We start from the raw sequence: 15,381 nt of genomic DNA on the forward strand, positions 1-15,381 counted from the left end.
TTGTAAAAAGAACTGTTGACTGCTCTATAAAGCTCAGTCCTTGAAGACTGAGCTTTATAGAGATTTTTTCGTTATTATTTATAGATTGTAGGTTAAACAGATGAAACATAAAATGAAATATAGAGAAAAAATAAAACGATGGACTTGTTTGCTCTGCTGCATAGCTCTGCTGTCAGCCTTGCCGGTGAGCAATGTTTTTGCAGAGGAGCAGCAAGAAGCCGTGAGTCAAGAATCCGGCGTGACAGACCAGCTTGCGGCACAGGAAGAAGTATCTCAGTCTGGAAATGAGGGGATGCAAGAAGAAAAGACAGAAGAAGAAATACCGGAAGCAGTTCAAGAGCCGCAGGAATTGTCAACAGACGGCAGTCAACAGACTTCGGGTGATACAGAAAAGGCTCAGGAGACAACAGAGCTCTCGCTGCAAAAGACGGAGGAGGGCATAGCCCCTGTTACTTTAGAAGCTGCTGATCCGCAGGAAATTACATTGGAAAAGGTTCTGTTCAACTCTGACGAAGCACAGCCTTTGAAAAAAGATCCTTCAGTATGGGTATTAACTACAAGTACTACCTTTCTTGGAAAGGCTATCACGGGACACTTTGCATCTGATTCGCTGATTTCCATCAGTATAAGCCATCCTATCCTAAATGGGGATAGTACGACGAATCAGTCGACTGGAAAGTTCTGGACTATTACAAAACAACCGAAAGATTTTGGTGGAGATTTTGAGGTCACACTTGATTATCCTTATGATGGTGCATATGCTTTGCAGGTCACAGCTACGGCGGAGGATGGTAATCAGAAAACCTATACGTGGATTCTTGCATATGTGAAATCTGCTACTGATCCTTTGTCGGTTTCTCTACTGGATGCGGTTAACCTTGTAGATCTCAATACCGATATGAAGCCGGTAGACGGTGATCTTAACAGTTTATTCCGGATTTATGAGGCAGATGAAGATACTTCTTCGGTAGAACTGCAGGTTCATCGAAATATTACAGCTCGGGATGAAACACAAAAGAGTTTAAAATGGATGGTGGCAGATCAGAATTGGGTCAGCCTGAATGGCAGCGATCCAGTTCGCTTTGATACAGCCAGCAACGAAAATGAAGAACGGTATAGCCCTAATTTAAACTTAAAACCGGGGTTAAATGTTGTTTCACTTTTTTGTGCAAATAGTGGCGACAGTGATTTGAAGGCTACGAACTTTGCTAATACAAAAAACCTTGCTCAAAGAGGCTTTTATAACAGTTTACCATATGCTTATCAGGGATTTGTCTATCTAATTTATTATGCAGGAGAGGAAAAAGAACTTGATCCTCCGTCTAATAATACGGATATTTCTTATATCGGTGTGACTCAGTATACTTCAAATAACAACAACCCGGCTCAATCCGCTTATCCGGCTCAGGTGGCAGAAGATGGGGAGGGGTATGTGATTGCCTTGCCAGAAAAAATGCCCAAAATGGCAGATCAGAGGTTTTTCTTGAATGGAATTGTAAATGAGACTAAGCCTAGCAACGGAATTGGCTGGACTCATGAAACCATTCTTTTGAATTTGAAAACATCCGACCCGTATGCAAAAGCTGAGGTGGTGGACACCTTGAGTTCTGCTGAAGGAGAGGACTATATTTATGATTATCCAAATCGAAATACAGACACTCCTACTGTAGCGGCGATTACAATGATTGACGGAGCCCCATGGGGCAATCAGTTCACTCCAGTCAATACATGGCATAAGAACGAGATTTTGGTCAAGGTGACAGCGGCAGATGGTACTGAGAAGACGCATACCATTAAAATTGTCCGTGCTTCCAGCAAGACAGACATCAATTCACTGACCGTCAACGGCGGAACCTTGGCTACAGAGGACGAGACACCGGCAGTTTTTTCGTCTGGAGTATATAACTATTATGTAGATTTGCCTTCATCGGAAGGAGAACTTTCTTTTATGGTGGATGTGCCTGATGGGATTACTTTTGCTGTGGATGGGGTGAACAGAGAAAAAGGCACGATAAGTCTGGATGCTTCTCTTCCTGTGCACAAGCTGGTGGTTACAGCGGCTGACGGCATTTCTAAGCAGACATACATATTTTTGACCCGAATTGGCGGAGCGACAGTACCCCTGTTTCAGGTAAATAAGCAAACAGCCGCTTATGCGGAAGACATGCTGTCAGGGTGGAATAGTCGGCCAGAAGAAGAGAAGAAGGATATTTCCGATAGCTATTGGGAATTGTATAAGACCATCTCCACCATGGATCCCGAGAATGTAACAGAAGAAAAAGATGCACTGAAAGCATTGGAAGGTTCTTACGTCTACGATGTGACTAAGCACAATTTCAGGCAGGCTACCGATTATGCCGCGGTAATTTTAGAGCTGATCATGCTGGGACAGAATCCGTATAATTATAAAGGAACGGATTATGTAGCGGAATTGATGAAAGAAAATGACGGCACAGGAAACTTTGGCCCGTTTGCCAATAATATTTGGACTCTTATGGCGTTCAAAGCAGCAGGAGCAGAAATACCCGAAGCTTTAAAAACTGCTGTAAAGAATCAGGCGATGACGGCCAGCGGCGATTTGGATATGCGAGGTTGGGCGATGGCTGCCGCCGCAGAGTATATGACACCGCTGGAAATTGCTCGATGGGCATCCAGCATAGTGAACACTCAGATGACTTCCGGTGAGGAAATAGGTATGTTCAAACACCCATCCTATCTTACAATTAATACCATGACGCATGGGTGCGTGATGACCGGTATTGCAGGAGCGGGTATGGATGTGCAGGGAAGCTTGTTTGCGGCCTGCGGAAGAGACCCTTTAACTGCTTTAAAGCAGGAGTATATGCTGGAAGATGGCGAGTTTAACTATAATCGGCAAGGTTTTTCTGGCTACAGCAAAGATGTGATCATTGCTTTGGGAGATATTCTCCATGGCAGCAACGTATGGCAGAGATATACGTTGACGGATGCTAAGTATGAGAAGCTTCTGAAAGACGGACAGGCCTTGATGGGCGGTTCTGCTGGCAGTGAGACTGAGAGAAATGCCGTACAAAGTGCTTTAACGGCAGCCAAAACAGCTGAAGAAGACACAAACAACATTTCCAAATGCGGGAAGGAATACTTTGCACTCTATGAAGCTATGTCGGCTATAGATACAGGACTGAAAGCAGATGTCTTAGTAGGAAGTCCTTTGGATATGTTCAATGACATGGTTAATGCACTTCCTGAAAGTATTACAGCTCAGGACAAAGAAAGCATTGCTGCTGTTCGTGACTTTTATGAAGGACTGTCTCAAACAAACAAGGAAACAGCTAATGCAGCCACTTTATTGAAGTTCCGAAACAGCCAAGGAGCGATTATTGGTTTGGAAGCAGGAAATGATGCTCAATCTGCTTTTGAGACAATTTTAGCACTGCCAAGTTCGCTTATTATTACTTTAGACGATAAATCACAAGTAGAAACAGCGAGAAAGGCTTATAATGCTTTGACAGCAGAACAAAAAACGTGGATTGATTGGGCTGGAACTTCTGTTTTAGAACGATTGACAGCGGCAGAGGAAATGATCAAAAAATTGTCAGACCCGACAGATCCAGTAAAAACCATGACAGTGACCTTTAAATTGCTCGGAGGTGAGAAACATGGTGACACCACACCAGTTTATATTTATGCCAAGAATAAAGGAAAATTTGAAACATGGATACCAGAGACTTCCTATACTTTTAACAGTTCGTCTGTAACGGTTTATCAGGTGCTCACAAGGGCGCTCGCACAGTATGGTTTAGATTCAGTAGGAGCAGACAGTAATTATGTTTCTAAAATTAAAAATCCAGATGGTGAATGGCTGGGAGAATTTGATAATGGCCCAAACTCCGGGTGGATGTATGTGGTAGATGGCACCCATCCATCAGTAGGCTTAAAAGCATGCAAGGTTTCAAATGGTTCAAAGATCGTATGGCATTACACAGATGATTATACCCAAGAGGAAGGCAGTGAAAAATGGAGCGGAGGAAGTACTGCTGCTGCAGAGAAAACGGCGGATGTAAGGCTTGAACCAACTGCAAAAATCAGTAATGGGGCAGCCAGCGTCTCCTTGACGTTATCAGACTTGAAGGATGCTATCGTAAGCACAAAGACAGGCGGCGATATCGTTATTGCGCCTGTTATCAAGGGAGAAGTGACGGCAGTCAGGATTGAATTAAACAAGGAAGCCCTAAGTGCAGTTGCCAAGCAGACCAAAGCAGACTTGAAACTCCAAACGCCGGAGGGCTATGTAACGCTTCCGAATAAGGTGCTTGATTCTATTGCTTCTCAGATGACCGGAACAACGGCAATAATTTCTATTGAAAAGCTGGAACAATCCGCTGAAAAGCTGGAACAATCCGCCTTATCCACATCACAGCAGAAGCTTACAGGTGATGGTACGGTTTATGAGGTTTCTATCATAAGCGGAAAAGAAAATATTAGCAGCTTTGACGGTGAGAGTATAAAGATTTCACTGCCGTATAAGCTTAAGGCAGGTCAGCAAGAAAGCGGTGTTGCGGTATGGTATCTTAACGATCAAGCGGGACTTGAAAAAATTAATTGTACCTATAGCAAGAGTATAGAAATGGCGACCTTCTCTACGACTCACCTATCTCGCTATGCAGTGGGGTATGATGCATGGACCAATCCTTTTGCTGACGTAAAGTCAGATAGTTGGTTCTATGGGGCTGTGGCGTTTGCTACAAGAAATGGTCTGTTTAACGGTACTTCTGCGACTGCTTTCAGTCCAAACACTCAGATGAGTAGAGCTATGCTGGTGACCGTATTATATCGCTTAGAGGGTTCGCCTGCAGTTACAGGAAGTAACAGTTTTAGCGATGTGAAGGGTGATCAGTGGTATACAAATGCTATAATCTGGGCCAACACAAATGGTATCGTGTCAGGTATTGGAAATAACACCTTTGGCACGGATAAAAATGTGACCAGAGAGCAAATGTCTACTATTTTGTATAATTATGCTAAATATAAGGGATATGATGTGACCAAAGCCGGAGAAGTTTCTAGCTTCACCGATGCCGGACAAATTCAAAGTTGGGCGTTGGATTCTGTAAAATGGGCAAGAGGTCAAGAGTTGATTAATGGACGGACGACCGCAACTCTTGTACCTGATGGCAGTGCTTCCCGCGCAGAGGTGGCTACCATTCTTATGCGCTTTTCAGAAGGGGTTGCAAAATAAAAGGCACTTCTATCCGAAGAATAATGCCACAAGAGCAGAAGCGGCAACGATGATTGCCAAATACATCAACCAATAAAAATATCTGATATAAAATACACGCCTTGGATTTTAACAGCTCAAGGCGTGTATTTACTTTTTTATGAGCGGAGAGCATGGTTTGTGACTGTAACATTTTGTTGCAGCTATTTATCGATAAAGTGGTATAATTACTTATAACCAATGGAGGTACATGCATTTGAAAGATAAGATTCTATTTACAGCATCCTACAGCGGCGGAAAGGACAGCACACTGGCGATTTATAAAGCAATCTGCATGGGGCTGGAACCTCAAAGCTTAATTATGACTTATAATGAAGACAGAAACAAAACCTGGTTTCACGGCATTACGGAGCAGATGATACATCGGCTTTCAGAATCTCTGCAAATTCCCATAAAACTAATAAGAACCGCGGGAACGGAGTATGAAAGAAATTTTGAGGATGCCCTAAAGGAAGAAAAGCGAAAAGGGGCGGAAATTTGCGTATTCGGAGATATTGACATAGCAGACCATCTGAAATGGAATAAGGAACGATGTGGGGCTTCAGGATTAAACCCTTTACTTCCCTTGTGGAAGAAATCAAGGATACAGGTGGTCTATGATTTTATAGACAGCGGATTTATAACCTATATCACAGTAGTAGATACGGAAAAGATGAACGGGAAATATATCGGAAAACAGCTGACTAGAAAACTGATAGCACAGCTTCAAGCAGAAGGTGTTGATGTGTGCGGTGAAAATGGCGAATACCATACCTTTGTATGCGACGGCCCGATTTTCAGCCGGCCTGTTCCCCTGGACGTGGAGAAGCAAAGCTTTGACGGCAGATATGCAAGGATAGAGATTGTATAGTTTTTAGCAGATATGGAGGAAAGCATGAAACAGGAAATAGCCATTTATGGAAAAGGCGGGATAGGCAAGTCTACTCTTAGTGCCAATCTATCGGCGGCACTGGCGGATTCGGGAAAACGTGTATTACAAATTGGGTGCGACCCAAAGCACGACTCCACCAGACTGCTTTTAAACGGAAGAAAAATAAATACCATACTGGATTACATTAAAATAACGGGAGCATTGGACTATAAAAAGGAAGACATCTTATTTCAAGGCTATCACGGTATAGGGTGTGTGGAAGCCGGGGGTCCGGAGCCCGGAGTAGGATGTGCAGGAAGGGGGATCATTACGTCCTTTGAACTGCTGGAGCAGTTTAAAATAAAAGAGGACTATGACCTTATTCTCTATGATGTGCTGGGGGATGTGGTGTGCGGCGGATTTGCGGTTCCCATTCGGAGAGAATACGCAGATACCATATTTTTAGTGACCTCAGGGGAGTATATGGCCATGTATGCCGCCAATAACATCCTTCGGGGAATAAAGAATTATGATACGGGAAGGTGCAGGGTCGCAGGCTTATTATACAACTCCCGCAATGTGGAAGATGAAGACCGAAAGGTAGAGGCCTTTGCGGAAGCAGTGGGGCTGCCTATTTGTGCCAGAATTCCGAGAAGCGATGTTTTTGCCCGGGCTGAACGGAAAAATAAAACGGTCATAGAACTGGTATCCCGCAAAAGGACGGAAAACGGTGAAAAAGATCTCCCGGAAGAGGAAAAGAAAATTTATGATATTTTTCAGAGCCTAAGTCAGAATATTATAACCGGCATTCCAATGCATGAAGCAAAGCCTTTAACAGATGAACAACTGGAAGCTGTCATTTACAATACAGTAAGGGCGGCAGGCCATGAAAATGAAGATCAGAGCCTACTTGCAGTTCATCGTTCTTCCAAATGGCAGGGGGAATTAAAGAGAGCATCGGTAAGCAAGGCAACAGGGAAAAACGAAGAATTGAAGCCGGAAGGAGAAAATTCTCTGAACCCATACTTATCTAAAAATGTTATAAGAAATGAACCGCTCCACGGCTGCGCTTTTAACGGGGCGGTAACCATGAGCATCCATATTCAGGACGCAGTCATATTGGCTCATGCTCCCAAGAGCTGTGCGTATCTGTCCTATCAAAGTATAAGCTCTTCGGGCAGGCGTGGACTTTTTGAACGGGGAGCCTTGATGCCTGTTTCCATCTCCCCTAACTTTCAATGTACCGATATGAATGAAACCGATATGATTTTCGGCGGAACGCAAAAGCTTATGGAAAAAATAGAAGCGGTAAAAAAGCAAAAGCCGAAAGCTATTATCGTTATAAGCTCGTGTCCTGCCGGTATCATAGGGGATGACATTGACCGGGTAAAAGCGCTGGCAGAAAAAGATATCCCCATTATTACCATAAAAACAGATGGAAACTTATCCGGAGATTATTTGCAGGGGATGCTTCTCTGTTATACTGGGTTGGCCGCTCAAATCATAGATCGGAGCATAAAACCGGAGAAAAAGGTAGTCAACATTGTTTTTGAAAAAGTGGTGGCCAAGAATACGGAAAGCAATTTTCAAATCATAGAGAAGTATTTGAATCAGATGAATATAACCGTCAACTGCCGGTTCCTGTGCAGCACTTCTTTTGATAAATTGAAAAACTTTTGTAAGGCTGAGCTGAATTTGCTGGCATATAAGGATTATACCGGCATGATTCTGGAAAATTTCTTTACAGAGACCTATCCGTGCCGATTCTTTGATAAGCAATTTCCGGTGGGCTCGCTTGAGACCGAGCAGTGGCTTTTAGACCTTGGTGCGCTCATGGAGGAAAGGGAGACGGCACAGAGGATAGTAGAAGAAAATAAACAGGTATATGAAAAAAGAATAGAACGAATAAGACCCACCCTGACAGGAAAGAAGCTCATGATCATGACCTATAACCATGATTTGGACTGGATCCTGACAGCCGCCCTTGATGCGGGCATGGAGATTGTTAAGATCGGTATTTTAAATTTTTCACAGGATGAAGGGTTTCGGACCCGGCTTCATACAGACTTTCCCCTGGAAGAAGATTACGATCCGGAAAAGAGGGAAAGCGATATGGAAAAATATGCGCCGGATATCCTGTTATCGAATTATGAATCGGGCAGAGCGTATGATAACTGCATGACCGATACGATTCCCATGTGCCCGGATGTAGGATTTTTTTCGGGCTGCAATATGGTAGAACGGTGGGCCGCTTTAATGGAATTAAATTTACAGGGAGAATGGAAAAAGGATGAACGATTATTTGCAAAATATTACACCGGATAGTTTTTCCGGCATTGTTTTTGGATTGGAAGGCATGTCCAAGGCTATCGTTTTAATAAACGGACCTACCGGCTGCAAATTTTATCACTCTGCTACGTCGGATAATCAAAGTATAAAGCAGCTGCAATTTGATCCGTTAAACTATCCGGAGCAATGGTATTTCGGACAGCCCAGAGTCCCGTGTACGTATTTGGATAAGCGGGACTATGTATATGGAAGCAAAGATAAAATCATAGAAGCTTTGGACTTTTTTAAGAAAAATATAGACTTTGACATTCTATGCATCGTCAATTCTCCGGGAGCATCGTTGATTGGGGATGATTTAAGAGGAATAGCAGAGGACCTTTGCGAAAATATTCCTTGTGTGTTTATACAGACACCGGGCTATTCTAAAACCGTATGTGAAGGCTTTGAATATGCTATGATACAGCTTCTTACTCAGTTAACTGAGCGGGGATGGATCAATAAAAATTCTGAATTAAAGACAGAGCAGGTAAAACAAATAAAAGCTCAAGACCAGATAGGCCCTTCGGAGAAAACAGTTAAGAAAACAGTCAATTTGATAGGGGTGTCTATTCTGCATAAATACTTTGAAGGGGACGTAAAAGAACTGACTCGTTTATTAAATATGTGCGGGGTTGAGGTTCATGCTGTTTTAGCCTGTGACCTGACCATGGAGCAGCTAAGAAAAATAGGAGAGGCAGATTTGAACCTAGTGATCCATGCAGAATATGGGGTAAAAACAGCGGAGCATTTAAAACAGGAGTTCGGTACCCCATACTATCTGTGCGAAGGAATGCCTGTGGGCTTTAAAGCTACGGAACGGTTCGTGCAGGATATCTGCGGCATTTTTCAAATAGAAAGAGAGAGACGAGAGAACTTTATACAAGAAAGTGAGCGGGCAAGAGCCCGGGCATATGTCTATTTGTCCAGATTAAATTCCCTGACAGGACTTCCAAAGGGTGTGCAGTTTGCAGTGGAAGGGAATTGGTCGGAGTGCTATAGTTATGTCACTTTTCTGGTGGAGTATTTTGGTATGGCAGCGGAAAGCATATCCATACTGAACGCCGGCTGTGATTCCGGCCAGGTGGAGGAAAAGCTGAGGAATTTTTTAAAGCTTCATCACATGGAAGAGGCACTTGAAAGAGAGCTGCCGGAGACAAACAGTGAGCTGGTATTTGCCAATGCAAACACTATTGCCAGACTGAAGCTCAGAGGATTGGCCTTTAGTGGGATTGAAATTTCACTGCCGACTATGGGCTATGTGGATATACTTCCAAAGACTCATATGGGAATCGCAGGTGCCATGCTTTTAACAGAGCAGGTGATCAATGGGCTGATGTTCTGATATTTTGGAATTTTAGTGTTGAAATGTTTTCGGTTTCTTTATAGAATAGAGAGAGATTAGAAACAGATTGAAACAAGAGATTTTACATAAAGGGCAGTAGAGGTTAGGTGAAGTATGAAATGGACGGAAAAGCAGGCTGAAGCAATTGAGCTGCGAAATAAGAACATGTTGGTGGCGGCAGCGGCAGGCTCCGGCAAAACAGCGGTTTTGGTGGAAAGAATCAAGCAGTTGATTCTCCGTGAAGGAGTTTCAGTGAATGAATTGCTGGTCGTGACCTTTACCAATGCGGCGGCGGCAGAAATGAGAGAGAAAATAGTTCAGGCTATCACCGCTGAGATTGAAAATACATCGGGCGATACCGCATTTTTGCGCAGGCAGCTGAATCTGATAGCTAAGTCCAATATCAGCACCTTTCATGCCTTTGCCTTAGAGGTCATCCGACGTTTTTTTCATGTGATCGAAATGGATCCCAATTTTAAAATCTGTGATGAAGCTCAGCAGATTATCCTTCAAGCAAATGCGATGGATCGTTTGTTCGAAGAAATGTTTGAAAAGGGAAGCCCTGAATTTGTGGAGTTTCTGAATCACTACGCTTCCAGTAAGAACGAAAATGCCGTAAAGGAAATGATAGCAGAGGTATATCAAACGATTCAGAGCGTACCGGAACCGTGGGAATGGCTGGATGACAGTATAGAGCATTTCATTATGGATGAAGAGCATTTTTTACAGTCATCGGTCTTGAAAGAAATTCGGAAGTATATTGAAAAGGAACTGGCTTACGCCAAAGCCAATTACGAAAAATCTGTCGCTATTTTTGAAGAAGCAGGAGCCGCAAAGTTTGCCCTGAAATGCAAGGCGGATTTGGAGTCCATAGATGTCGTTTGGTCGGCTTTTCAATCCGGAGATTGGGACAGGCTTGGGGAGGCGGTCGGCCGGGTTTCTTATGCCCGTATGGTGACTGCCAAAGACGAAAAAGAGGCATTTGATGAAGTAAAGGAGCTGGCGGGGAGATACAGGGAGCGATGCAAAGAGGCTCTTAAAGAATTGAAAGCTTCGTACTTCTCAAGACCTTTAAGGGAACAGCTTGAAGATATGAATAAAGTATATCCCTACGCCAGAACTCTGGCAATGCTGGTAAAAGCTTTCGGAGAATACTACAGGCAGGAAAAAGAAGAAAAGAAACTGATTGATTTTAACGATATCGAACATGCGGCTTTAAGGATTTTAAAAAATGAACAGGCTGCAGAGGAATACCGGGAAAAGTTCAAGTATATTTTTATTGATGAATATCAGGACAGCAATGTTCTTCAGGATACGCTCATTGCGGCCATAAAGCGGGAAAATAACTTGTTTATGGTTGGTGATGTTAAGCAGAGTATCTATAAATTCAGGCTGGCAGAGCCTGAGCTTTTTATGGAAAAGTATGAGTGCTTTAAGAAAGAAGAAAATGTGCAGGATGCCAAGATCGACTTAAACTTTAATTTCAGAAGCAAAGGGCATGTCATACAGGCAGTCAACGAACTGTTTTCAAAGCTTATGGCAGGGTACGATAAAGATGCGGCTCTGTATAAAGGAGTTTCGTATGAAGGCGAACTGGATTATCCCACAGAAATCCATCTGGTGGATCAGAAGATTACGGATGAAATGGAGGTGGATGCGGAGATTCGGGAACTGAAATCGGCAGAAAGGGAAGCTTTTGTTGCCGGACAGCTGATAAAGGAAGCTTTGGGAAAGTCCATCTTTGACGTGAAAAGAAACAGAGAAAGACCTATGACAAAACGAGATATTGTCATACTGATGCGAGGGCAGAAAAACTATGCCGATAAATTCCAGCAGATTTTGATGGAAATGGACATCCCGGCCCATATTAATGACAGCGATGGTTATTTTGATACCTTGGAAATACAGATCTTCCTAAATGTATTAAGAGTGATTGATAACAGAAGACAGGATATCCCGTTGATCAGTGTACTTCACTCCTGCATCTTTGGGTTTACCGTAGAGGAACTGGCCAAAATAAGAAGCCGCTGTAAAAATACCTCCTACTTTGAGGCTTTTTATGACTGTGCGGTTTCAGAGGATAAGCTCTCGAAAAAGTGTGCAGAGGTTTTGGAAAAGCTGGCGGAGTGGAAACAGCTTTCGGAGTTTATGCCCTTAGACGAATGGATTTGGAAACTGTTATGGGATACCGGGTATTATACCTTTGTGGGAGCACTGCCCGGGGGGACTCAAAGACAGGCAAATCTGCGGGCGCTGATTGATAAGGCGGTTCAGTTCCAGTCCTCCCAGATGAAAGGATTGTATGGGTTTATTACCTATGTGGACGCCATAAAAGACCGGAAGGTTCCCATGGGACAGGTGACTCTTGTGGGGGAAAATGACGATGTGGTTCGGATTATGACGATTCATAAGAGTAAGGGTCTGGAGTTCCCCATGGTGATCGTGGCGGGGCTGGGGAGACGGTTCAACAGTGCCAATTCCAGAAAACCCGTGGACATCCATAAAAATATCGGACTGGGAATCCGCTATATTCAGCGAGACAAGCATTTTTACAGAAAGACGTTGATTCAGACCGCTATTGAAAATAAGAGGAAGCAGGAGGACTTGGAGGAAGAAGTTCGTATTCTGTATGTGGCGTTGACCAGAGCACAGGATAAACTGGTCTTGCTTGGAAGCGTAAAGGATCTGGAGAAATTCAGGGAGCTGAATGAAAGCTTAGAAGGACCCGATGTATTTCGGGCGTCCTGCTATCTGGATATGATGATGCCGGTTCTTTCCAACAGCAGCATTTCGGTGCACTATCACGATGCACAGGAGATGTCGCTGGACAAGACCAAGAACAATGAAAGCAAAGAGCAGCTCCAAAAATTATTTGACAATGTGGAGAAATATGGTATAAAAAAGGAGGAAGAGTCTGCCGAATATGGGAAGCTTTATACACAGATTGGCGACCAGCTGTCTTTTACATATGGATACGAGTATGCAAGGCTGTTAAAGTCGAAATTCTCCGTAAGCAAGCTGAACCAGATAAGCGATTTGCTTTCCGAGGAAGGAATGACTCCGGAAAAATATAAGCGGCTCTACTATGAAAGCTCGTACGAGACCGAGCTGGCCGTTCCGCAATTTGTACAGGGGACAAAAAAAGGCTTTACGGCTGCAGAGAGGGGAACTCTTCTGCACAGTGTACTGGAGCATTGGGATTTTAAAGAAGGATATAGGGAATGTATCCAAGAAAAAAGCAAAGCACTGGATTTTGTTCGTGCTTTTATTACTAATATGGAAAGCAAGCAAATGTTCACGCATGAGGAGGCAGATGAAGCAAGAAGACACGCCAAGATGATTGTTTCCTTTCAATGCTCTTCTTTGGGAGAGAGATTGGCTCACGCAGAGGAAATTTACAAAGAAACGCCCTTTAACCTGATGAAAAAAATCAAAGGAGAGGATATCCTGGTACAGGGGATCATTGACTGTTATTTCCGAGAAGGAAATCAGTATATTCTGTTAGATTACAAGACGAATAAGATCAGGGACCCGGAGGATGCGGAAGAAATGACAGCACTAAAGGAAACCTACAGGCAGCAGATTGAACTTTATCGGGAAGCCATTGAAGAGGTAAAGGGTATAAAAGTAAAAGAAGCTTATATTTATTTAATGAATGCGGGGGTCACCATTCAATATGGAGTTCCGCCGACAATAGAAAAATGAAAAGGAAAGCTTTGTTTAATAAAAAACGTTAGTAAAATAAAAAAGATAAAAGTAAAGGGATAACATGGACATAGAATTAGATAAAATCAATGAGTATAAGAAAACGTTGGAACATCTGGCCTCCGAAGCTGCGGCATGCGGCGAGCTGGAGCATGACCTTGAATCGCCGAAGCATAAGGAGCTGATGAATATTTACAAAATAAAATCCGCAACAGGAAGGGTGATCTATAACAGCTTTTCCGACGAGGAGCTTTGCGATTACATACGAAAGCGGGCAAAGGAGATAGACCATGTGCCCACTCAAAAGGAAGTGTACTGGATTTATCACATGTATATCAAGCATCGGTTCGGAAACTGGCCAAAAGCATTAAAAAATGCGGTGATGTCTACAAAAGCAGGAAGCGGAGGGCACAGCTATAAAATCATAGAAGAAAGAGAAAAGCAGTGTGAGGAAATCTTTGATAAAATCAGAAAAAAAGCAGAGGAGCTTAAAAGGCCGCCTCACATGGGGGAAATGCAGGATTGTATCGAAGGCTTGAAATATAAATTTGATACATGGAATCAAGTTCTTGAAGCTGCCGGTATCAATCAGGAATGGAAAAACACCCATATGCTTTTTAGGGTAGAAGATTTTTCAGAGGAAGAAAAGCTTCTGCTGAAAAAGATCAAGGATCGGTCTGTTGAGCTTGGACGCCCGCCTCTTCGCAAGGAGATTGAAGAGGATGTGAAGGAAACGCTCAAGCGGAAATGTAAAACATGGCGAAATATCCTGTATCAGATAGGAATGGAGCCGGTAGAAAAATCAAAACCCTTTGCTGAAACATACCTGGATAGCAGGAAAGACAAAGGTATGCGTCACAGGGATATTTTGAGCAATGGTCTGTATAAAGTCTTTAGGCTGGGCAAAAAAGAAAAGGAGTATTTGGCAGAATTTAAAACGATCATGGAGACTTTGAACCGTGCGCCTATCAAGGAAGAACTGCCGAAGGAAGTCTATGAGGGATTGATGAAGGCCTGCGGAAGCTATAGAAATGTCCTGTTTCAGCTGGATGCCGTTCCGCTGGAAAAAACGGAGGAACAGCGAATAAGAAAAAGAATAAAGGGCGGAAAATAATAATTAAATCGGACTATGGGGTTGACAAAGCCAATCTAAAGATGATAAGATTATGACAATAAGTAAATAGACATTTATGTTCTGCAAACCGAGTTTAACGGATAGGATGAAGTCGGTTTCGCAGCTAAGAGGGAAGCAGGTTCAAGTCCTGCGCGGTCCCGCCGCTGTAAGCGAGGAGTTTTTTCAATATGCCACTGGTTTTTACTGGGAAGGCAGAAAAAAATGATGATACGCAAGCCAGAAGACCTGCATAAACTGTTCAAAGTAGCCGACGGGTAATCGGTGATGCTTATAAGCCTTAGGGGTTTTTAAGAATGATGATGTACAGAAAAAACGGACTGTAGCAACCTAGCTACAGTTTTTTTGTTTGTTTTCATTCCATGGAGAAGTCTTTTCATTCCTGAGGGTGTAACAGATTTTAATTACGTTAAAAGATCTGTTGCAACCCTCATTCCTTTTTAATGCCAAAGGAGGGACATTATGAATGTAAATTGGTTTAAAAATCAAGATAATGTGGTTTATGCAAATACGGAAGAATTTGTAGATAATTTTGCAAAGGAGACAGGTATCTCCAACCTTAAAGAGAAGATTGAAGAATTCAGAAAAGCTCCAAACGAAGAAGGAGTTACCGTAATTGGCAGAAAAAGAACAAGCATCAAGCTTTTGGTCCCCAATCTGACCTTCCATGAAAAAATTGAAATGGGAGAGAATGTCTGGGTATATATGGGAGAAAACTATGAAAGCTATTGCCTATACTAACTAAACGGTAATCGATAAAAGCTGGA

7 protein-coding genes and 1 riboswitch are annotated in these 15,381 nt (G+C 43.0%); all 7 genes read left to right on the forward strand.

The window, feature by feature from the left end; genetic code table 11:
• The first annotated feature begins 112 nt into the window (after positions 1 to 112).
• The 7 genes from EQM06_RS04125 (at position 113) to EQM06_RS04155 (ending at position 15,355) form a co-directional block, all read left to right on the forward strand.
• A complete protein-coding gene (locus EQM06_RS04125) occupies positions 113 to 5,218 on the forward strand; it encodes an S-layer homology domain-containing protein (RefSeq protein ID WP_164914342.1) in 5,106 nt (1,701 codons plus the stop codon).
• Between the two features lie 235 nt (positions 5,219 to 5,453).
• Positions 5,454 to 6,107, forward strand: coding sequence for a Dph6-related ATP pyrophosphatase (locus EQM06_RS04130; RefSeq protein ID WP_164914343.1), 654 nt, complete (start codon positions 5,454 to 5,456; stop codon positions 6,105 to 6,107).
• A 24-nt stretch (positions 6,108 to 6,131) separates the two neighbouring features.
• On the forward strand, positions 6,132 to 8,432 hold the full coding sequence (locus EQM06_RS04135; protein WP_230975019.1) for a nitrogenase component 1: 2,301 nt from the start codon (positions 6,132 to 6,134) through the stop codon (positions 8,430 to 8,432).
• A complete protein-coding gene (locus EQM06_RS04140; protein WP_128745135.1) occupies positions 8,398 to 9,777 on the forward strand; it encodes a nitrogenase component 1 in 1,380 nt (459 codons plus the stop codon). Before EQM06_RS04135 ends, EQM06_RS04140 begins: the two co-directional genes overlap by 35 nt.
• 114 nt (positions 9,778 to 9,891) lie before the next feature.
• The gene (addA, locus tag EQM06_RS04145; protein ID WP_128745136.1) at positions 9,892 to 13,482 is read left to right on the forward strand and encodes a helicase-exonuclease AddAB subunit AddA; all 3,591 of its coding nucleotides are present in this window, start codon (positions 9,892 to 9,894) and stop codon (positions 13,480 to 13,482) included.
• A gap of 64 nt (positions 13,483 to 13,546) precedes the next feature.
• Positions 13,547 to 14,596: a homing endonuclease associated repeat-containing protein gene (locus tag EQM06_RS04150; protein ID WP_128745137.1), complete on the forward strand. Its 1,050-nt coding sequence runs from the start codon at positions 13,547 to 13,549 to the stop codon at positions 14,594 to 14,596.
• 92 nt (positions 14,597 to 14,688) lie between these two features.
• A riboswitch (cobalamin riboswitch) is annotated at positions 14,689 to 14,864 on the forward strand.
• 212 nt (positions 14,865 to 15,076) lie between these two features.
• Positions 15,077 to 15,355 (forward strand): hypothetical protein, encoded by a 279-nt coding sequence (locus EQM06_RS04155; protein ID WP_230975020.1) that lies wholly within the window; start codon positions 15,077 to 15,079, stop codon positions 15,353 to 15,355.
• The last annotated feature ends 26 nt before the right edge of the window (positions 15,356 to 15,381 follow it).

The organism is Aminipila luticellarii, from assembly GCF_004103735.1.
Classification (GTDB): Bacteria; Bacillota; Clostridia; order Peptostreptococcales; family Anaerovoracaceae; genus Aminipila; species Aminipila luticellarii.